The sequence below is a fragment of the Phaeobacter sp. B1627 genome (assembly GCF_006265095.1).
In the GTDB taxonomy this organism is placed as follows: Bacteria; Pseudomonadota; Alphaproteobacteria; order Rhodobacterales; family Rhodobacteraceae; genus Epibacterium.
This window is the reverse complement of record NZ_VCNK01000004.1, coordinates 280,962-302,219: the sequence shown is the minus strand read 5'-3', so window position 1 is coordinate 302,219 and position 21,258 is coordinate 280,962. Positions and strand designations below refer to the sequence as shown.

Genomic DNA, 21,258 nt, shown 5'->3' with positions numbered 1-21,258 from the left:
CTCTCGACCGCCAATACCCCCATGCAGCAGCCCGGTTGCGCCCCATGGCGGGCGGGGAGCGGACGCGGCATGTGAAAAGGCCCCCGTGCCGGCTGTGCACGAGGGCCTTCAGTGTCTCGCCCGGTCGGCAGGGCGTTTGAAATCAGACCGTCCGTTCGACCATCATCTGCTTGATGTGCGAGATCGCCTTGGCCGGGTTCAGGCCCTTGGGGCAGGTCTTGGCGCAGTTCATGATCGTGTGACAGCGATAGAGCTTGAACGGATCTTCGAGTTCATTCAGGCGCTCGCCCGTGGCCTCGTCCCGGCTGTCGATGATCCAGCGATAGGCATGAAGCAGCGCGGCGGGGCCGAGGTAGCGGTCGCCATTCCACCAGTAGCTCGGGCAGGATGTGGAGCAGCTCGCGCACATCACGCATTCATACAGGCCATCAAGCTTTTTACGGTCCTCTATGGACTGTTTCCACTCCTTGGCCGGGCGGTTGGTCTTGGTTTCAAGCCAGGGCATGATCGACGCATGCTGAGCGTAGAAATGGGTCAGGTCCGGAATCAGATCCTTGACCACCGGCATATGCGGCAGAGGGTAGATCTTCACGTCGCCTTTGACCTCATCCAGCCCGTAGATACAGGCCAGCGTATTGATCCCGCCGATGTTCATCGCGCAGGACCCACAGATCCCTTCGCGACAAGAGCGCCGGAAGGTCAGCGTCGGATCAATCTCATTCTTGATCTTGATCAGCGCATCCAGAACCATGGGGCCGCATTTGTCCATGTCCAGAAAATAGGTATCCACCTGCGGATTTTTTCCGTCATCCGGATTCCAGCGATAGATCTGGAATTTGCGGACGTTGGTTGCACCGTCAGGCTTGGGCCACGTCTTACCCGTGGTGATCTTGGAATTTTTCGGAAGTGCGAATTCGACCATGATCTGTCTCCTTGCTTAGCTGCCCTGCGCGTCTGCGATCAGCAGACCACGCCGGGAAAGGGCTGGTCCCGGACAGGTCCGGGCGTCATTCGGGGCGCGACCAGCGCGCGTGAAACGGGTGGCTTGGCTCATGTCAGACCCTCGGTGCTGAAACCGGGGAGCCGGCCAATCCGCGCCAACCGGTCTGCATCCTCGGGAAAGAACGCGGCAACGCGTTGGCAGAACCTGCTGTCCAGCGCGGCGAGGCGCAGCAGCGCCTGATATTCGGGGTCATCCAGCATCGCACTCCAGCGCTCATCAGGCCTGAGATCACTGGCATGGAGGGCTTCCTTCTGAAAGCTGGATCCCCCTCCGTAGCTTTGGACCTCTCCGAGGTCATTGTCCTGCAGCGGCAGACCCAGATCGCTGAGCACGCGCGCGCGGTACAGCTCGTCCCGGAGCCAGCGGTCGTAGCAAATCGCCACGCGCCCTGTCGTGGCCGCGGCTGCCACCTCATCCAGCAGATCGCCATAGGTGGCCAGAGCCCGGACCAGAACGGCCATCCTGTCGACGGGGTGATAGGTCTCGTTGGCCTGCAACTTCTTCAGCAGCGATGCGATCCAGTTCAGCGCACTCCGATAGATCAGCACATCCATGTCGAAACTCGCGTCCGCATGGGGGCCGGACAGGGGTCGTGCGTCACCGAAACGCCCATGCGCCGTGTCCTCATAGGAGACAAGCAGCAACGCGCCATCACCGGCAGCACGCGCGCTCTCGGCCATGGGCTCGTCCGAGCGTGGCTGGCCGGAGACCTCAAGGCCGTTGCAGCTGCGCAGCGGATCTGTACCGGGGCGACAGTTGTTCAGGAACAGCGACCGTCCGCCCTGGGCATTGCGCTGCAGCCAGTTGCAGATCGCGTGGTTGCCGGATCGCCGCATCCCGACCACGCGGAGTGCGCGGGCGGGCTCAATCCCGAGGGCCTGCCAGGGGGGTGCCGCCCCGGTTGCTGCATGGGTTGCTGCTGCAGGGGTTGCTGCATCGGGTGCTGAATGGGGTCTGTGCGGCGCTGTTGCGACAGGGGTCATGCCGATCCCCCTGCCGCTCGGGCCAAAGGGACTGTTTCGATCCTGGCCAACCAGCCTTTGTCCGCCTCATACCCCAAGGTGATCAGGTCCTCTCCGTGTCGATCAAGATACAGGCGTGCGGTATCCAGTGGCAACGCGGCGGGCCATTGGCGGGCGGCGCCGGAGTTCACATGGGTCGCAGTGCGCCCGGTTCCTGTGTCCGTGCGCAGACCACCGAACAGGGAATTCTCGAAATAGATCTGACGCGCGGTTTCAATCTCGGCCTGGTCCAGACCGAAGAACCGCAGCACATCGATGAACTGCGCACAATCATGATCCGCAATCATGTCTTCATAGCGCAGATCCAGCGCCCGCGGGTGGCCATAGGGCCAGCCCAGCATTTCAGTGAGCGTCTTCAGATGCATATTCTGCATCTCGAACGCAAGCTTCGCCTCCACGTCCGGCAGCGCCTGAAGATGCTCCTGATAGCTCCTGCCGTCCAAATCCGCCCGCGCCCCATGAAGGAACCGTTCCTGACGGCCAGGGCTCGTCTCGTGGTAGCGGGCGCCGGACAACAAGACGTCGCGGGGATCGCGGATGATGTGAAGAAACCGGGCATCCGGCTGATCGAACAGCTCTGGCGCGAAACTGCCCGCCCAGTTGACCACGATGACGCGCCCGGTCGACGGGATCTTGTGCCATTTTGCCGGATTGTGAACCGGCACGAAAGGGATATCCAGCGCCTCTCCGATCAAGCGCCAGACACGCCGCATCCAGACGGTACCCGTCTTGTGATGCGTGCCAATGCACAGGATTCGGGGAGGCGCTGAGGTCATCAGAAGGTGCGGGCCTTCGGGGCGATCTTCGCCAGCGAAATGCCGCCTTCCGCCTCGGTCGAGAGCGGTTCGGTGATCACCGGGCGGAAGCTGAGCGTCGTCTTGGTCCCTTCGACCCGCGCCACGGTATGCACCCGCCAGTTCTCATCATCGCGGGTCGAATAATCCTCGTGAGCATGGGCGCCGCGGCTTTCCTTGCGCGCCTCTGCACCGACGATGGTGGCCAGCGCATTCGGCATCAGGTTGGTCAGCTCGAGGGTTTCCATCAGGTCGGAGTTCCACACCAGCGAGCGGTCCGTGACCTTGAGATCATCCAGCTTGGCCGCGATCGCGCCCATTTTCTCGACGCCTTCCTTCAGCGTCTTGTCGGTGCGGAACACCGCAGCATCCGCCTGCATGGTGCGCTGCATTTCCAGACGCAACTCTGCGGTGGGGGTGCCGCCATTGGCATTGCGCAGCGTGTCGAAACGGTCGAACGCCTTGTCGATGGAGGCCTGATTCGGCACCGGATTCGGCGCTTCCGGATCCACCACCTTGCCTGCGCGAATGGCCGAGGCGCGACCAAAGACCACGAGGTCGATGAGCGAGTTCGATCCCAGTCGGTTGGCGCCATGCACCGACGCACAGCCCGCCTCGCCCACGGCCATCAGGCCCGGAACGACGCCGGTCGGGTTGTCTTCGCTCGGGTTCAGCACTTCGCCCCAGTAGTTGGTGGGAATGCCGCCCATGTTGTAGTGCACGGTCGGCAGAACCGGGATCGGTTCCTTGGTGACATCCACACCGGCGAAGATCTTGGCCGACTCGGAAATGCCCGGCAGCCGCTCTGCCAAAGCTTCGGGCGGCAGGTGGCTGAGGTTCAGGTGGATGTGATCCCCCTCCTCGCCGACACCGCGGCCTTCGCGGATCTCCATGGTCATGGACCGGGAGACATAGTCGCGGGGCGCGAGGTCCTTGTAGTTCGGCGCATACCTCTCCATGAAGCGTTCGCCTTCGGAGTTGGTCAGATAGCCGCCCTCACCGCGCGCGCCCTCGGTGATCAGACAGCCGGAGCCGTAGATGCCGGTCGGGTGGAATTGCACGAATTCCATGTCCTGCAGGGGCAGGCCTGCGCGTGCGACCATGCCGCCACCGTCGCCGGTGCAGGTATGGGCCGAAGTCGCCGAGAAATAGGCGCGGCCGTAGCCGCCGGTCGCCAGCACCACCATCTTGGCGTTGAAGACATGCATGGTGCCATCGTCGAGCTTCCAGCACACAACGCCCTGACATTGCCCGTCGTCGGACATGATCAGGTCGATGGCGAAATATTCGACATAGAATTCGGCGTTGTTCTTCAGCGACTGACCATAGAGCGTGTGCAGGATCGCATGGCCGGTCCGGTCGGCCGCCGCACAGGTGCGCTGCACCGGGGGGCCTTCGCCAAACTCGGTCGTATGGCCACCGAAGGGGCGCTGATAGATCTTGCCCTCCTCGGTGCGGCTGAACGGCACCCCGTAATGCTCCAGCTCATAGACCGCCTTTGGGGCCTCCCGCGCGAGGTATTCCATCGCGTCGGTATCGCCCAGCCAGTCGGAGCCCTTGACGGTGTCATACATGTGCCACTGCCAGCTGTCCGGGCCCATGTTGCCCAGGCTGGCGGCGATGCCGCCCTGGGCGGCCACGGTATGCGAGCGCGTCGGGAAGACCTTTGTGACACAGGCCGTCCGAAGGCCCTGCTCGGCCATGCCAAGCGTCGCGCGCAGCCCCGCGCCACCAGCGCCGACAACCACCACGTCATATTCGTGGGTTTCATATTCGTATGTTGCTGTCATCGTATGTGTTCCTTACCGCGCGGATCAAAGAGCGAGCTTGACGAGGGCAAAAAGACCCGTGGCAATCAGGGTGTAGGAAAAGGCGGCCACCGCAATCAGCGTCAGCTTGCCGGTGATGCCGTGAACATAGTCCTCTACCGCGACCTGTGTTTCGCGCATCAGGTGGATGATGCCCACCACCAGCGTCAGCCCGGTGATGATCGCCGGAACCGGGCGCTCGTAATAGGCCAGCACGTCCTCGTAGGAGCCGCCAAGACCAAGACCGAAGGTGATCACGAAAGCCGGAACCAGAACAACCAGCAGGATGGACGTGACCATCATCTGCCAGTGATGATGGGTGCCGGTGCCCCCTGCGCCCAGACCTGCGGCGCGTTTGCGATCTGTCAGATATCTCATCGTCCCTCTCCTTACACCAAGATCGCCGCGAGGATGGTCAGGACGGTGGCGCCCACAAACATGCCGATCGCCATTTTCTCGGAGATGGCGACTTCGAGGCAGTAGCCGAAATCCCAGATGACGTGACGCAGGCGACCCAGCATGTGATAAAAGATCGCCCAGGTGGCGCCCAGCAACACAATATCGCCAAGGATGCTGCGCAGGAGGCCATCAATGAAGGCAAATCCCGACGCGGAGGTCGCAGCCGCCAACAGCCACCACACCACCAGAAGCGCCGCACCCAGCGCCGCAATGCCGGTGATCCGGACCATGATGGAGGAGATGGAGGTAAGCTGCGGCCGGTAGTACGGCCCAATCATAAAGGGCGAAAGCGGGCGATTGCCCCGATTGACATCGGCCATGGTGGCTCCTTTCCGGTTAGCTGACGACGTTCTATCCTATTTTTGCGCACTGTCACGCAAACGAGTGGTAAAAATTGCCAGTTATCGCTTCGGTTTGAGGTAAATATTGACCTATGTGATCACATCCCCGAATAGCGTGATCACAAAATAATTCCCTATAAGATTACTCAGAATCAATGAGCCGAACGGCCGCCTCCGCGGCATCTGACAGGACGCGCACTGTTCTGCCGCCTCTTGCGCATGACACGTTGAGATCCGTACCGAAACCAGACAAGTACAGAAGCCTCATAGATCATAAAGCTCCTGCCGTGAGGTTAATGCGTCCTCCCCGGAATGGCAGAGTATGGTGGACATCGCCGCAGGATGGCGGGGTCTTTCGATATTCGCGCCTAGAGCGGCATCAGCGCCCAGTAGTCCAGATCCAGCAGCACCTCGGGGCAGTATTTTCCCTCCTCCGTCCGGAGACAGAATGGCGCCCCGCCCGAGGTCGCGACAAGCCGCAGCCGAATGGCGCCGACACCGGGGGCTGCTGTCTCCGCCTTGTCCAGAACCTCGGACCAGGCCCGGATCGTCGTGCCTGCAAGGCAAGGGTTCGCATGCGCTCCGCCGTTCAAGCCGACGATCATCTGCGCGTTGGCCAACCCGTTGAAAGACAGCGCCCGCGCCATCGAAATCACGTGACCTCCGTAGATCAGGCGCGACCCGTCGGGGCGGGCCGTGGTGTCGAAATGCACTTTGGCCGTGTTCTGCCACAGGCGGGTCGCCAGCATATGCTCGGCCTCTTCCACCGTCACGCCATCCACGTGATCGATGGTTTCTCCGATCTCGTAATCTCCCCACCGGTGCGGCTCGCCTGCGAGGCTGAAATCATAGGTCGAAAAATCGAGCCCGGCCGGCACGGTCAACTGCGCAGGCTCAATCGCGCCCGCCAGCGCCGGCACCACCGTTTCGGGCGCGGCAGCCGCCGGATCGCCCTTGCGCACCATCACCCAGCGCACATATTCCATCACGGTGTCATCGCGCTGATTGAGCCCCCGCGTCCGCACCCAGACCACGCCCGTCTTGCCGTTGGAGTTCTGCTTCAGCCCGATCACTTCGCTCTCGGCGCGCAGAGTGTCGCCCATATAGACCGGCAGATGCCAATGGCCTTCGGCATAGCCAAGGTTCGCAACCGCGTTCAGCGAGATATCGGGCACCGTTTTGCCAAAGACGATATGAAAGGCCGCCAGATCATCCAACGGTGCCTGCGGCAGGCCGGACCTGCGGGCGAATTCATCTGAGGAATACATCGCATGGCGCGCCGGATAGAGCGCATGGTACAAGGCCCGCTCCCCCCCGGAGACGGTGCGGGGCACCGCATGGCGGATCACATCGCCCAGAGAATAGTCCTCGAAAAACCGCCCAGCATTGGTCTTTGCCTGCCGCGGGGTCGCCATCAGTGCTCTCCCAACTTGGTGTCGGGCGTATAGGTGCCGTCCACCTCTTTCACCACCGCCTGGCCGCAGCGCATGATCCCCTTCACCGGATCAAAGGCCTGCGTCGGGCCGCCATGCAGCTGCCAGCCCTTGTTCAATGCATCGGTGACCTTGTGGCAAAAGGCAGAGGTGTCATCCTCGCTCAGAAATCGATAGAGTTTCATGGTTACCCCGGAAAAGGTGAAGGCCCGACAAGGCCGTGAATATAGCCGATCACGCCGACCAGCAGAACAGAGATGACGAGGAACATCAGCCCCTTGGCAACAGTGCCCCTGGGGCCCGGCGTCCACTCGGGTTCGGCTTTGTTGATCATCGCGACCTCAACTCCGGCCCAGAGCAACATCGATCCGAAAAGCAGCACCGACGCGAGATCCCCGTTGACCAGCAGATGCGCCACGGCCCAGATCGAAAACCCAAACAGCTGCGGGTGGCGCATCTTGTAAAACAGCGCCCCTTTGCGTGGCCCCGGGCTGGTGAAGAACAGCGCCAGCACCATCAATGTATTGTTCAGATGCACCATGGGCGCAGGCGGCGCCCAGACATGGATGTAGTCTGCACCCCGAAACCCGAAGATCATCAACACGACGCTGGCCACAAGTGCGAGGGCAACCAACCCCTTGCCACGGGCACCCAGGGCCGCGCGCGGACCCGGTGCCAATCGTTTGAACAAATGCGCCGCCCACCACAGGACGATGCCGAAAATCAAAAGTGCCATGTCTTTCTCCAACGCAAGACGGGTGCCTGCGTCAATGACTAGCCCGTGATCTCCGCAATTGCATCCGCTTTTCCGAGAATTTCACGCGCCGACACCACATGCAGGTTCTCGACAATCTTCCCGTCCACCACCGCAACGCCTTGTCCTGCGGCCTCTGCCGCCTCAAAGGCCGCGATCTGGCGCCGCGCAAGGTCAACCTCGTCAGCCGAGGGCGCAAAGGCCGCGTTGGCAATATCGACCTGCGCGGGATGGATCAATGTCTTGCCATCGAACCCCATGTCGCGGCCCTGGCTGCATTCCTCCCGCAGCCCGTCGTCATCCTTGAATGCGTTGTAGACCCCATCGAGGATCAACTTCCCTTCGGCCTTGGCCGCGAGCAGACATAATCCCAGCCCGGCCATCAGCGGCAACCGGTCCGGACGAAACCGGGTTTGCATCTCCTTGGCCAGATCGTTGGTTCCCATCACCATGCCCTGCAACAGGGGATGCGCGGCGATCAAGCCCGCGTTCAATATGCCGTTTGGTGTTTCCATCATCGCCCAAATCGGCATCTCGCCAGTGATCCCGGCCAGCGCGTCGAGATCATCGGGCGAAGACACCTTGGGAAGAAGAACCGCATCACAGTCCATCTCTGCCACAGCCTCCGCATCCCGGCGGCCCCATTCGGTGTCGAGCCCGTTCAGACGCACAATCCTGACACGCGGCCCATAGCCCCCCAGCTTCAGTGCAGCGGCGAGAGTGGCGCGGGCGTTGTCCTTTTCATCGGCAGCAACCGCATCCTCAAGGTCAAAAATAATGGCATCGATAGCCAGGCTACGCGCCTTGTCCAACGCGCGCGGCTTGGAGCCCGGGATATACAAGGCGGAACGGTACGGGCGGGCGCGTCGGGTCACAGGCGATCCTCCAAGAAATTTTATTACGAATTTAGCTACAATCATGACTGATTATTTTCAATAAAAAAATTGCCGCGGCGCAGAAAAGCTCCGCGAATTCGCCGCCAAGACCATGGCAAGCCGTTGAATTCACTTATGAACGCCCCATTAACCAGTTATCAGGACCTCTATGCCAATCTAGACGGACTGGCGCTCTCCTCCGGTGGCATTGTTCCACTCCGGCGCCCGGTGGGCCTAGGGCCCGCAGTCATGATTACGTCACCAGAAAACCGGTCCACCCCAGGCGACCGGGGTGCTCTTTCGGCACCCCATTGGGGCACCGTTCCGAAAGGGGTAAAACCTATGAAAAAGACGCTTTTTACATTGTTCGCGGGCCTTGCACTGGCAGTTTCCGCACAAACCGCCGCGGCCCAGAGTCAAGCCCAGGGGCAAAACTGTGCCCCGAGAGAGCTTGTGATCAAACGGCTCGCCGAGAAATATGGCGAGAGCCGCCAGAGTATCGGTATGGGCCAGCAAGGCATGGTAATGGAGACCTTTGCCTCGGGTGAAACGGGATCCTGGACCATCACCGTCACCACGGCAAATGGCATGACCTGTCTGGTCGCCTCTGGTCAGTCCTACGAGATCCTGGCCGAAGCGCTTCCCGCCATGGACACCGACGCCTGACCCGAATGCCGCAACCTTGAGGTCCGCGCCTGCCAAACAATGGCCTGCGTTGACCAACCCGCTGGCGGAACGTCGGCAGGCTTTTCCTGTTGGCTTTTTTGATCGTGCGCTCCCTTCGCGCCGATCAAAAGCCTGCGCATGGAATATCGCGGAACCAAATCAGTGTGACGGCGCCCAAAAAGCGGCGCCCACGAAAAACACGTCCGCGCGCATGTTTTCTGGCGGCTTCTGGCGACCTCCTCTGGCGGCGTCCCATGAACGCTTTCTGGCGGCGTCCCATGCCGATGGTTGGTGACACGCTGGCCACACCGAATCGACATTCCTGTGTCCAGCTTCACCCGGCGCGCGCAGCACTTCGGGGTTGGCATGTGCACCATGGTATCTCTGGCCCCGTTCTGGCAGAGTTCTGGTCCGGTGGTTTTTCTGGCCCGGTGGTTTTCCGGGCGCAAACATTCTGAAAATACCCCCGCTCTCCGGGGGTGCTGCATCGCAGAACACTTGCGCGGCGCAGCCGAACGCCTTAGGCATCGGTGCAGAAATCAACCGGACCGGAGAGATTATCCCATGGCACGACCCAAAATCGCCCTTATTGGCGCAGGTCAGATCGGTGGCACCCTCGCGCATCTCGTAGCCCTCAAGGAACTTGGCGACGTCGTTTTGTTCGACATTGCCGAGGGCACCCCAGAAGGCAAAGCGCTGGATATTGCTGAATCCGGTCCGTCAGAAGGCTTTGATGCCAGCCTGAAAGGCACACAGGACTATGCCGACATCGCAGGCGCAGACGTCTGCATCGTCACGGCTGGCGTACCGCGCAAACCCGGCATGAGCCGCGACGACCTGTTGGGCATCAACCTCAAAGTGATGAAATCAGTCGGCGAAGGCATTCGCGACAACGCTCCCGACGCATTCGTCATCTGCATCACCAACCCGCTTGATGCGATGGTCTGGGCGCTGCGCGAATTCTCCGGCCTTCCGCATGAAAAGGTCTGCGGCATGGCTGGCGTGCTTGATTCCGCACGTTTCCGCCACTTCCTTGCAGAGGAATTCAACGTCTCCATGAAGGACGTTACCGCATTTGTGCTGGGCGGCCACGGCGACACCATGGTGCCCTCCGTTCGCTACTCCACCGTTGCAGGCATTCCTCTGCCCGATCTGGTGCAGATGGGTTGGACCACCCAGGATAAACTGGACGCCATCGTTCAGCGGACCCGGGACGGCGGCGCGGAAATTGTTGGCCTGCTGAAGACCGGCTCCGCCTTCTACGCGCCTGCCACCTCCGCGATTGAAATGGCCGAAGCATTCCTCAAGGATCAGAAACGGGTCCTCCCCTGTGCCGCCTATGTGGACGGTGCGCTGGGGCTGAACGGCATGTATGTCGGCGTTCCGACCGTGATCGGGGCCGGCGGCATCGAACGTGTCGTCGACATCAAGCTGACATCCGAAGAGCAGGCCATGTTCGACGCATCGGTCACCGCTGTCAAAGGCCTCGTCGACGCCTGCAAAGCAATCGACACCTCGCTGACCTGACCCCTTTCCCGCGAGAAGCAGGACACAAAAAGCGCCCTCAAGAGGGCGCTTTTTTCTATTCGGCATCATTCTAGTTGGCATCGTTGGGCTTCTGCGCAAACAGAAGCGCCACGCGCGACCGCCATGCCAAGCGCGGCGTCATAAATCTCTTACATGATCGTCACAAACGCCCTACCAGAATCGAATATCGTTGGTTTGAGAGGGGAATTTCCTTCTAGAGGGGCGACGCCGGACAGAATGGGCACCTCTCGGTAAAAAGCACGGGTCTACCGTCGCAAAATCAATCAAATCTTGTCGTTACCGGAGGATGCCATGACAGACTTCCTGTCTTCTGCCCCCCTGTGGGCCTGTTTGCTGATTTGCTTTGCCGTAGTCGTGTTGCTGTTGGGTGGTGGAGCGCTCCATGTCACCCGGTCGAAAGGCGCCTCAGTGCGGGTCACCTGGTACGGTCTGCGGCGGTGCGCACAATCAGGCCTCAGCAAAACCGCGCCCCTGCCCCCTGCAACGGATCAGAATATCTCACAGAGGCCAACCTCGCTGTCGTCCCCCGCCGAGTGAATTCGCAAAATCCCTTGACGATCAATTATGGATGATTTTAGCGATCAGAGGCCGTGGATTCGAATCGAATTTGGGCAGCTATGCGATATGTGATCACACTGTCGGAGCGTGTGATCACATATCCAGAAAATCTTCATCATTTAGCGCCAGTCCAGCAAAAAACCCTTTAACCTCCTGTTTGAAGAAGGCGTACTAACAAGGGACAAGTGTAGCCAGACGGGACAGTTTCAGATGAACATCCACGAATATCAGGCCAAGGCCCTCCTCCGCAGCTACGGCGCGCCGGTTTCCGATGGGCGGGTCGTACTAAAAGCCGACGAGGCAAAAACCGCTGCAGGCGAGCTGGACGGCCCGCTCTGGGTTGTCAAAGCCCAGATCCATGCAGGCGGTCGCGGCAAGGGCTCCTTCAAGGAGGCCGATGCCGGTGAAAAAGGCGGCGTGCGCCTGACCAAATCGGTTGAAGAAGCGTCAGAAGAAGCGAAAAAGATGCTCGGGCGCACTCTGGTAACGCACCAGACCGGCCCTGCGGGAAAACAAGTCAACCGCATCTACATCGAAGCGGGCTCCGGCATCGAAACCGAACTCTACCTCGCACTGCTGGTGGATCGCGTGACCTCGCGCGTGTCGTTCGTCTGCTCCACCGAAGGTGGCATGGACATCGAGGAAGTTGCCGCCGCGACCCCGGAAAAGATCCTGTCTTTCTCGGTTGATCCCGCCACCGGATATCAGGCCTATCACGGCCGCCGGATCGCCTTCACCCTCGGCCTCAAGGGCGCACAGATCAAACAATGCGTCAAATTGATGGGTCAGCTCTATCAGGCCTTCATGGACAAGGACATGGAGATGCTGGAGATCAACCCGCTGATCGTCTCCGACAGCGGTGATCTCAAGGTGCTGGATGCCAAGGTCGGTTTTGACGGCAACGCAATCTATCGCCACGCCGACATCGCCGAGCTGCGCGACACCACCGAGGAAGACCCCAAAGAGCTGGAAGCCTCCAAGTATGACCTGAACTACATCGCGCTCGACGGTGAGATCGGCTGCATGGTGAACGGCGCGGGTCTGGCGATGGCCACCATGGACATCATCAAACTCTACGGTGCGGAGCCTGCGAACTTCCTCGACGTCGGCGGCGGCGCCACCAAAGAGAAAGTGACCGAGGCCTTCAAGATCATCACCTCTGATCCGAACGTCAAAGGCATCCTCGTGAACATCTTCGGCGGCATCATGCGCTGCGACGTCATCGCCGAGGGCGTGATCGCCGCTGTGAAAGAAGTCGGCCTACAGGTTCCGCTGGTGGTGCGCCTTGAGGGTACCAACGTCGAGAAGGGCAAAGAGATCATCGCATCTTCCGGCCTGAACGTGATCGCGGCGGATGACCTGTCCGATGGTGCCGAGAAGATCGTGAAAGCGGTCAAGGGCTGAGTTGGTCAATCACGTTGCCATAGCAAGCGTCGGCTTTGCCGTATTCGTGTTCATGGGGCTTATTCTGCTCGGTGCAGAAGCCATGAGGAAGACACGCGGCGAAAGCAGCTTGCTCAAGGGACAACGAGATATTGCTGACGAATACGGCTGGGGTGACTTTGAAGGTTTCAAACAACATCCGCAAATGCTGATGGTTCAAGTTTTGGGTCTTCGTTTTGCCACCCTTGCCGCCTTTTGCTTCACTTGTTGGCATGCAGCCAGCGCAGTCAATTTTTTGTAGGAGACTTCCCCAATGGCAGTCCTTATCGACGAAAACACCAAAGTCATCTGTCAGGGCTTCACCGGCTCGCAGGGCACCTTCCACTCCGAGCAGGCCATCGCCTATGGCACCAAGATGGTCGGCGGCGTCACTCCGGGCAAAGGCGGTCAGGACCATCTCGGCCTGCCGGTCTTCAACTCCGTGCATGAAGCCAAGCACGTGACCGAGGCCAATGCATCCGTGATCTACGTGCCGCCGCCGTTTGCAGCCGATTCCATCCTTGAGGCGATCGACGCCGAGATGGAACTCATTGTCTGCATCACCGAAGGCATTCCGGTTCTGGACATGATGAAGGTGAAACGGGCACTCGAGGGCTCCAAATCGCGCCTCATTGGCCCGAACTGCCCCGGCGTGATCACCCCGGATGCCTGCAAGATCGGCATCATGCCCGGCCACATCCACAAGCGTGGCTCGGTCGGCGTTGTGTCGCGCTCCGGCACCCTGACCTATGAGGCGGTGAAACAGACCTCCGACATCGGCCTCGGCCAGTCCTCTGCTGTGGGTATCGGCGGCGACCCGATCAAGGGCACCGAGCACATCGACGTGCTGGACATGTTCCTTGACGATCCCGAGACCCAGTCGATCATCATGATCGGCGAGATCGGTGGCTCTGCCGAGGAAGAAGCGGCGGAATTCATGGCAGAGCAGAAGAAAAAGGGCCGCTGGAAGCCGACAGCAGGCTTCATTGCCGGCCGCACGGCACCTCCGGGCCGCCGCATGGGCCATGCGGGCGCGATTGTCGCCGGTGGCAAAGGCGGTGCCGAGGACAAGATCGAAGCGATGAAGTCCGCAGGCATTGTCGTCGCCGACAGCCCCGCCACGCTCGGCGAAGCGGTGCAGAAAGCGATCGCACAAGGCTGATGCGCCTGCGGTCCCGAAATAAACCCGGGTTCGCAAGCCTGTTCTGGGGTGGGCGTTTGACGTCCGCCCCTTGCCTGCACTGGGATCCTGTCGCCGATGCGGCCAAATGGCCGCCTTCGCCGCAAGATCCGCCACGATACTGAGACGGAATATTTCGCCCTTTTTCGGGCTTTCAGTCCCCGACCAAGGGCCTGATCGCTTACGGTCCAAACGCACAAGAGGCAACCCCATGACCGAACAAAGCCCCAACGATATCTTCCACGCGTCCTCTTTCATGCAGGGGCACAACGCGGAGTATCTGGAGCAGCTTTATGCCCAATACGCCAATGACCCGAACGCCGTGGATGCGGCCTGGGCCGAGTTCTTTCGCGCCATGGGTGATGCTGAGCTCGACGTCAAGAAAGAGGCTGCGGGGCCGTCCTGGGCACGTGCCGACTGGCCCCCTGCACCGGATGACGACCTGACGGGGGCGCTGACCGGCGAGTGGCCAGCTCCGGTGGAAACCAAGGCTGCGGGCAAGAAAATCCAGGCCAAAGCCGCCGAAAAAGGGGTCGCCGTCTCCGATGAGCAGATCCAGCGGGCGGTTCTGGATTCGATCCGGGCCCTGATGCTGATCCGGGCCTACCGGATTCGCGGGCACCTGGCGGCCGATCTCGACCCGCTGGGCATGCGGGCCGCCGCCTCGCATCCGGAACTGAACCCGAAGACCTACGGCTTTACCGACGCCGACATGGACCGGCCGATCTTTATCGACAATGTGCTGGGCCTGCAGGTGGCCTCCATGCGCCAGATCGTCGATATCGTCAAACGCACCTACTGCGGCACCTTTGCGCTGCAGTACATGCATATCTCCGATCCGGAACAGTCCGCCTGGCTGAAGGAGCGGATCGAAGGCTACGACAAGGAAATCCGTTTCACCCGCGAGGGCCGCAAGGCGATCCTCAACAAGATGGTGGAAGCCGAGGGTTTTGAGAAGTTTCTGCACGTCAAATACATGGGGACCAAGCGATTTGGTCTGGACGGTGGCGAAAGCCTGATCCCCGCCATGGAACAGATCATCAAGCGCGGCGGCAACCTTGGCATCAAGGATATCGTCATCGGCATGCCCCACCGGGGCCGGCTGTCGGTGCTCGCCAACGTGATGCAGAAACCCTACCGGGCGATTTTCAACGAATTCCAGGGCGGCAGCTTCAAACCGGACGACGTGGACGGATCCGGCGACGTGAAATACCATCTCGGTGCGTCATCTGACCGCGAATTCGACGGCAACAAGGTGCACCTGTCCCTGACTGCCAACCCCTCGCATCTAGAGGCGGTGAACCCCGTCGTTCTCGGCAAGGTGCGTGCCAAACAGGACCAGATGAACGATGCGGATCGCATGACCGTGTTGCCGATCCTGCTGCATGGCGATGCGGCTTTCGCCGGTCAGGGTGTGGTGGCCGAATGCTTTGCCTTGTCCGGCGTACGTGGCCACAGGGCGGGCGGCACAATGCATATCGTCGTGAACAACCAGATCGGGTTCACCACGGCGCCGCATTTCTCGCGCTCCTCCCCCTATCCCACCGACAACGCGCTGGTGGTTGAGGCGCCGATCTTTCACGTCAATGGTGACGACCCGGAGGCGGTCGTGCACGCGGCCAAGGTCGCGACCGAATTCCGTCAGAAGTTCCACAAGGATGTGGTGCTCGACATCTTCTGCTATCGCCGGTTTGGTCACAACGAAGGTGACGAACCGATGTTCACCAACCCGCTGATGTACAAAAAGATCAAGGGTCACAAGACGACCCTGTCGCTGTATACGGAACGGCTGGTCAAGGACGGTCTGATCCCCGAGGGCGAAATCGAGGATATGAAAGCGGCGTTTCAGGCGCATCTGAACGAAGAGTTCGAAGCCGGCAAGAACTTCAAGCCGAACAAGGCCGATTGGCTGGACGGGCGCTGGTCTCACCTCGACAAGCAGAACGAGGATTATCAGCGCGGCGAAACCGCGATCAAGCCCGAAACGCTGGCCGAGGTCGGGCGGGGTCTGACGGTGCTGCCGGACGGCTACCCGGTCCACAAGACCATTGGCCGCTTCCTTGATGCGCGCAAGAAGATGTTCGAAACCGGCAAGGGCTTTGACTGGGCGACCGGCGAGGCGCTGGCCTTCGGGTCGCTTCTGACCGAAGGCTACCCCGTGCGTCTGTCCGGTCAGGATTCCACCCGCGGCACCTTCTCGCAGCGCCATTCCGGCATCGTGAACCAGGAAACAGAAGAGCGCTACTACCCGCTCAACCACATCCGCAGCGGTCAGGCCAATTACGAGGCGATCGACTCGGCACTGTCCGAATATGCGGTGCTGGGTTTTGAATATGGCTACTCGCTTGCAGAGCCCAATGCGCTGACGCTTTGGGAGGCGCAGTTTGGTGACTTTGCCAACGGCGCGCAGATCATGTTCGACCAGTTCATCTCATCCGGCGAATCGAAATGGTTGCGGATGTCGGGCCTCGTCTGCCTGTTGCCGCATGGGTTTGAGGGTCAGGGCCCGGAGCATTCCTCCGCCCGGCTTGAGCGGTTCCTGCAGATGTGCGGTCAGGACAACTGGATCGTCGCGAACTGCACCACGCCTGCGAACTACTTCCATATCCTGCGGCGTCAGCTGCACCGGACCTTCCGCAAGCCGCTCATTCTCGTGACCCCAAAATCGCTGCTGCGTCACAAGCTGGCCGTCAGCAAGGCTGAGGAATTCACCACCGGCTCCTCTTTCCACCGGGTTCTGTGGGACGATGCGGAGGTCGGCGCCTCGCCAACCAAACTGGTCGCAGACAAGAAGATCAAACGCGTGGTTCTGTGTTCCGGCAAAGTCTATTTCGACCTGCTGGAAGAGCGTGATGCCCGTGGCATCGACGATGTCTACATCATGCGGATCGAGCAATATTATCCCTTCCCCGCGATCAGCCTGGTGAAGGAACTCGAGCGGTTCAAGGATGCCGAAATGGTCTGGTGTCAGGAAGAGCCTAAAAACCAGGGCGCATGGACCTTTATCGAACCCAATATCGAATGGGTTCTCACCCGCATCAAAGCCAAGCACACTCGTCCGGCCTATGTCGGTCGCGCCACCTCGGCCTCGCCCGCAACGGGTCTGGCCAGCCAACACAAAGCCCAACAAGCGGCGCTCGTTGATGAAGCGCTGAGCATCTGAGGAAGATTGAGATCATGACCACCGAAGTGCGCGTGCCCACCCTGGGCGAATCCGTGACCGAAGCAACGGTCGCAACCTGGTTCAAAAAGCCCGGCGATGCCGTGGCACAAGACGAGATGCTCTGCGAACTGGAAACAGATAAAGTAACGGTCGAGGTCCCCGCACCGACAGCCGGCACCCTGGCCGAAATCGTCGCGAACGAAGGCGATACCGTCGGCGTTGATGCGCTGCTCGCCAACATCTCCGCAGCCGGCGAGGCGGCAGCGCCCGAGGCCAAGCCGACAGCAGAAACCGCTCCGGCGGCCGCAGCCCAAACCGGTTCGGTCGATGTGATGGTGCCGACACTCGGCGAAAGCGTGACAGAGGCCACCGTTTCCACCTGGTTCAAAAAGGTCGGTGACGCGGTTGCTCAGGACGAAATGCTCTGTGAGCTGGAAACCGACAAGGTCTCCGTCGAGGTCCCGGCCCCGGCGGCAGGCGTTCTGGCAGAAATCACTGCCGAGGAGGGGGCGACCGTGAATGCCTCGGCCAAACTCGGCGTGATCTCCGGTGACGGCGCCGGGACGGCGACTTCGGGGGCGGCGGCCCCAGCTGCTGCGCCTGCTGCAAGCGCAGCCCCCGCCGCCGCATCCAAGGACATCGCCAATGCGCCGTCGGCGGAAAAGGCCATGTCCGAGGCCGGGCTCTCCGCCGCCAATGTTCAGGGATCAGGTCGCGACGGCCGGATCATGAAAGAAGACGTCGCCGCCGCTGTGGCCGCTGCGAAATCGGCCCCCGCGGCCGCATCGGCTCCTGCTGCGACCCGCGCGCCGGTTGCCGCAGATGACGCCGCACGCGAAGAGCGGGTGAAGATGACCCGCCTGCGCCAGACCATCGCGCGCCGCCTGAAAGACAGCCAGAACACCGCTGCGATGCTCACCACCTACAACGAGGTCGACATGACCGAGGTGATGGCATTGCGCAATGAATACAAAGATCTGTTCCTGAAGAAGCACGGAGTCAAACTCGGCTTCATGTCCTTCTTCACCAAGGCGTGCTGCCACGCCCTGCGCGAGGTGCCTGAGGTCAACGCAGAAATTGACGGCACCGACATCGTCTACAAGAACTTCGTCCACATGGGCATCGCGGCGGGCACGCCCACCGGCCTCGTGGTGCCGGTGATCCGTGATGCCGATGCGATGTCCTTTGCCGATATCGAGAAGGCGATCGCCGAAAAAGGCGCCCGCGCCCGCGATGGCAAGCTGTCGATGGCGGAAATGCAGGGCGGCACCTTCACCATCTCCAACGGCGGTGTATATGGCTCGCTGATGTCCTCCCCGATCCTGAACCCGCCGCAGTCCGGTATCCTCGGCATGCATAAGATCCAGGACCGGCCGATGGCGATCAACGGCAAGGTGGAAATCCGCCCGATGATGTATCTGGCGCTCTCCTATGACCACCGCATCGTAGACGGCAAAGGGGCCGTGACCTTTCTTGTGCGCGTCAAAGAAGCGCTGGAAGACCCCCGCCGCCTGCTGATGGATCTGTAACAGGGCGATGCGCGCGCTGTTCCGCATCGAGGCAATGGGGCGGCTGGCCGATGGCCACCGCCCTGCAGCGCGCGCTGTTCCTATTCGGTTGATACTCCTGGGGGCGCCGGTGGCCCTTCTCTGTACAATGGCAATATCTGCCGGGCATGACAGCAATCGGGATAAAAACCATGCAGGTGCGTCATCCCCCCTCTACCTGTTTGGTCTTGATGCCCTGATCCGCGGCTGGGTGCGCGTCGGCATCCCTCGCTGTGCAGCCGTTCGCAGCATCGTGATTTGGCTGCGGGATCGAAGCTCAACCTCCCTGACTGACGGATAAGCTCGCAATGCCCCTCGAACTCACCGCCCTCACCCTCGCCGCGCTTTTGCAGATGTTTCAGATCGCCCTGATGGCGGTGCATGCAAACCTTGAGCTGAAACCGGGCCAAACCCTTGGGCCCCGCGACCGCGACCGGATGGGGGGCGATCTGCAGGATCAGGTCTCCAAACGCACCGCGCGGCTCTACCGGGCAACGAACAACCACTTCGAAGGGCTGATCCTCTTCTCCATCGCCTGCGTGGTCGTCACCCTGGCCGAGGCATCCTCGACTCTGACCAGCATTTGCGCCTTTGCATATCTGGGCGCACGTGTCCTCTACATTCCGGCCTATGCCTTCGGCTGGGTGCCCTGGCGCAGCCTCATCTGGGCTGTCGGCTACCTCTCCACTGCGACCATGCTGATCGCAGGCCTCGCATGATCTTTCATCTTTTCATCAATACCTCGGGGGAGGCCTGTCAGGGCCGGGGGCAGAGCCCCCTTCCCCGCTCAACCCCAAAAGGAGCACATGACCTATGGCATCCTATGACGTCATCATCATCGGCGCAGGCCCCGGCGGATATGTCTGCGCCATCCGCTGCGCACAGCTGGGCCTGAAGACCGCCATCGTTGAGGGCCGTGAAACGCTCGGCGGCACCTGTCTCAACGTCGGCTGCATCCCGTCCAAGGCCCTGTTGCACGCGACCCACATGCTGCATGAAGCCGAACACAACTTCGCGAGCATGGGTCTCAAGGGCAAAAGCCCCTCCGTCGATTGGGACCAGATGAAGGCCTACAAGGACGACGTCATCGGACAAAACACCTCCGGCGTCGAATTCCTCATGAAAAAGAACAAGGTCGACTGGCTGAAAGGCTGGGCCTCCATCCCAGAGGCCGGCAAGGTCAAGGTCGGGGACGACACGCATGAGGCAAAGAACATCGTGATCGCCTCCGGATCCGTGCCATCCGCCCTGCCCGGCGTCGAGGTCGACAACGAAAAAGGCATCGTCGTCGACAGTACCGGCGCGCTTGAGCTGCCGAAAGTGCCGAAAAAAATGGTCGTGATCGGCGCAGGTGTCATCGGACTGGAGCTGGGCTCGGTCTACGCCCGCCTCGGTGCCGAGGTGACCGTGGTGGAATATATGGATGCGGTCTGCCCCGGCATGGACAAGGATGTTCAGCGGACTTTCAAGCGGATCCTCGAAAAGCAGGGTCTCACCTTCATCATGGGGGCGGCCGTGCAGGGCGTCGAGACCACAAAAACCAAGGGCAAGGTCAAATACCAGCTCAAATCCGGCGGTGACGAAAACCAACTCGACGCAGATGTGGTGCTGGTGGCAACCGGCCGCAAACCCTATGCCGACGGCCTCGGTCTGGATGCGCTCGGCGTCAAGCTGACCGATCGCGGCCAGATCGCCACCGATGGCCATTGGGCCACAAACGTCAATGGCCTCTATGCCATCGGCGACGTGATCGAAGGCCCGATGCTCGCCCATAAGGCAGAGGATGAAGGCATGGCCGTTGCCGAGGTTCTTGCGGGCAAACATGGTCACGTGAACTATGGCGTCATTCCCGGGGTCGTTTATACCACACCCGAGGTCGCCACCGTCGGCGCCACCGAAGACGCGCTGAAGGCCGAGGGGCGCAGGGTGAAAGTTGGCAAGTTCAACTTCATGGGCAATGGCCGCGCCAAGGCCGTGCATCAGGGCGAAGGCTTTGTGAAGATCATCACCGATGCCGAAACCGACCGCATCCTCGGGGCAGCAATCATCGGCCCCTCGGCGGGAGATCTGATTCACGAACTCTGTGTTGCGATGGAATTCGGCGCCTCCGCCGAGGATGTGGCGCTGACCTGCCACGCCCACCCGACCTACTCGGAAGCCGTGCGCGAGGCCGCCCTTGCCTGCGGCGACGGTGCGATCCACAGTTAAACCAGATCTGGACCAGGCGAGGACCAGACAAAGACCAAGCCGGATGACCCCGGCCAGAGACCAAACGCGGCCCGCCCCAGGTGGGCCGTTCCTCTATCAAAAGGAGCAGATCAATGACTGTCAGCCTGCAAGTGCTCTACCCGGCCGCGCCCGAGGCCACCTTTGACTTTGACTACTACCTCGAGACCCATCTGCCGCTGATCGAGGAGCACTGGGGAGACTTGATCGAAACGGTAGAGGCCTCCCGCGGTCTCGCCGGAGGTCCCGACATCCCCCCACCCTATCTGCTGATTGCCACCATCACCTTCCCGGACATGGAGGCCCTGGACAAGGCGATGGGCGAAAAGGGCGGCGCGATCATTGATGACGTGGCGAATTTCACCTCCATCCGACCGCAGATCCTGGTCGGTGAGGTCCTGATGAGCTGACCTCACCTCTGTCTGAGCAGGCCTGTCCGCTTACCACAGGCCTCGCGGC

Annotated in this window: 20 protein-coding genes; 10 read left to right on the top strand and 10 right to left on the bottom strand. The window is 61.0% G+C overall.

All coding sequences use genetic code 11. The annotated features are described in order from the left end of the window. Positions 1-142: 142 nt before the first annotated feature. From FGE21_RS03705 to FGE21_RS03660, 10 genes are all read right to left on the bottom strand, one after another. Entirely contained in the window at positions 143-922 is a 780-nt protein-coding gene (locus tag FGE21_RS03705) for a succinate dehydrogenase iron-sulfur subunit (protein WP_139661768.1), read from the bottom strand. A 128-nt stretch (positions 923-1,050) separates the two neighbouring features. Then, positions 1,051-1,986, bottom strand: coding sequence for a hypothetical protein (locus tag FGE21_RS03700; protein WP_255731338.1), 936 nt, complete (start codon positions 1,984-1,986; stop codon positions 1,051-1,053). Then, the gene (locus FGE21_RS03695) at positions 1,983-2,801 is read right to left on the bottom strand and encodes a sulfotransferase domain-containing protein (RefSeq protein ID WP_255731336.1); all 819 of its coding nucleotides are present in this window, start codon (positions 2,799-2,801) and stop codon (positions 1,983-1,985) included. The genes FGE21_RS03700 and FGE21_RS03695 overlap by 4 nt, the downstream gene beginning before the upstream one ends. After that, positions 2,801-4,609, bottom strand: a complete 1,809-nt coding sequence (gene sdhA, locus FGE21_RS03690) for a succinate dehydrogenase flavoprotein subunit (RefSeq protein WP_139661766.1) — start codon at positions 4,607-4,609, stop codon at positions 2,801-2,803. The genes FGE21_RS03695 and sdhA overlap by 1 nt, the downstream gene beginning before the upstream one ends. A gap of 24 nt (positions 4,610-4,633) precedes the next feature. Next, positions 4,634-5,005, bottom strand: coding sequence for a succinate dehydrogenase, hydrophobic membrane anchor protein (gene sdhD / locus FGE21_RS03685; protein ID WP_139661765.1), 372 nt, complete (start codon positions 5,003-5,005; stop codon positions 4,634-4,636). Between the two features lie 11 nt (positions 5,006-5,016). After that, positions 5,017-5,406: a succinate dehydrogenase, cytochrome b556 subunit gene (sdhC, locus tag FGE21_RS03680; protein ID WP_139661763.1), complete on the bottom strand. Its 390-nt coding sequence runs from the start codon at positions 5,404-5,406 to the stop codon at positions 5,017-5,019. A 389-nt stretch (positions 5,407-5,795) separates the two neighbouring features. Continuing rightward, positions 5,796-6,842: a MaoC family dehydratase gene (locus FGE21_RS03675; RefSeq protein ID WP_139661761.1), complete on the bottom strand. Its 1,047-nt coding sequence runs from the start codon at positions 6,840-6,842 to the stop codon at positions 5,796-5,798. After that, entirely contained in the window at positions 6,842-7,045 is a 204-nt protein-coding gene (locus tag FGE21_RS03670) for a DUF1737 domain-containing protein (RefSeq protein WP_139661760.1), read from the bottom strand. The genes FGE21_RS03675 and FGE21_RS03670 overlap by 1 nt, the downstream gene beginning before the upstream one ends. A gap of 2 nt (positions 7,046-7,047) precedes the next feature. Continuing rightward, entirely contained in the window at positions 7,048-7,596 is a 549-nt protein-coding gene (locus tag FGE21_RS03665) for an NnrU family protein (RefSeq protein ID WP_139661758.1), read from the bottom strand. A 38-nt stretch (positions 7,597-7,634) separates the two neighbouring features. Then, complete coding sequence (locus FGE21_RS03660; RefSeq protein WP_139661757.1) at positions 7,635-8,489, bottom strand: CoA ester lyase; 855 nt, start codon at positions 8,487-8,489, stop codon at positions 7,635-7,637. A 342-nt stretch (positions 8,490-8,831) separates the two neighbouring features. Between FGE21_RS03660 and FGE21_RS03655 the strand changes: the two genes are divergently transcribed. From FGE21_RS03655 to FGE21_RS03610, 10 genes are all read left to right on the top strand, one after another. Next, positions 8,832-9,155 carry a hypothetical protein gene (locus tag FGE21_RS03655; protein ID WP_139661755.1) on the top strand — a complete coding sequence of 108 codons (324 nt, stop codon included), beginning with the start codon at positions 8,832-8,834 and terminating at the stop codon, positions 9,153-9,155. Between the two features lie 564 nt (positions 9,156-9,719). After that, positions 9,720-10,682 (top strand): malate dehydrogenase, encoded by a 963-nt coding sequence (mdh, locus tag FGE21_RS03650; protein ID WP_139661753.1) that lies wholly within the window; start codon positions 9,720-9,722, stop codon positions 10,680-10,682. Positions 10,683-11,471: 789 nt separating this feature from the next. After that, complete coding sequence (gene sucC, locus FGE21_RS03645; protein ID WP_139661751.1) at positions 11,472-12,665, top strand: ADP-forming succinate--CoA ligase subunit beta; 1,194 nt, start codon at positions 11,472-11,474, stop codon at positions 12,663-12,665. 1 nt (position 12,666) lies between these two features. Continuing rightward, positions 12,667-12,945, top strand: a complete 279-nt coding sequence (locus tag FGE21_RS03640) for a hypothetical protein (RefSeq protein ID WP_139661749.1) — start codon at positions 12,667-12,669, stop codon at positions 12,943-12,945. A gap of 12 nt (positions 12,946-12,957) precedes the next feature. Further along, positions 12,958-13,845: a succinate--CoA ligase subunit alpha gene (gene sucD / locus FGE21_RS03635; protein ID WP_139661748.1), complete on the top strand. Its 888-nt coding sequence runs from the start codon at positions 12,958-12,960 to the stop codon at positions 13,843-13,845. Between the two features lie 229 nt (positions 13,846-14,074). Then, a complete protein-coding gene (locus FGE21_RS03630) occupies positions 14,075-17,026 on the top strand; it encodes a 2-oxoglutarate dehydrogenase E1 component (RefSeq protein ID WP_139661746.1) in 2,952 nt (983 codons plus the stop codon). 14 nt (positions 17,027-17,040) lie between these two features. Further along, complete coding sequence (gene odhB / locus FGE21_RS03625) at positions 17,041-18,555, top strand: 2-oxoglutarate dehydrogenase complex dihydrolipoyllysine-residue succinyltransferase (protein WP_139661745.1); 1,515 nt, start codon at positions 17,041-17,043, stop codon at positions 18,553-18,555. Between the two features lie 326 nt (positions 18,556-18,881). Continuing rightward, the gene (locus FGE21_RS03620; protein WP_139661743.1) at positions 18,882-19,292 is read left to right on the top strand and encodes an MAPEG family protein; all 411 of its coding nucleotides are present in this window, start codon (positions 18,882-18,884) and stop codon (positions 19,290-19,292) included. Positions 19,293-19,386: 94 nt separating this feature from the next. Further along, entirely contained in the window at positions 19,387-20,781 is a 1,395-nt protein-coding gene (gene lpdA, locus FGE21_RS03615) for a dihydrolipoyl dehydrogenase (RefSeq protein ID WP_139661741.1), read from the top strand. 113 nt (positions 20,782-20,894) lie between these two features. Further along, positions 20,895-21,209, top strand: a complete 315-nt coding sequence (locus FGE21_RS03610) for an EthD family reductase (protein ID WP_139661740.1) — start codon at positions 20,895-20,897, stop codon at positions 21,207-21,209. Positions 21,210-21,258: the final 49 nt, after the last annotated feature.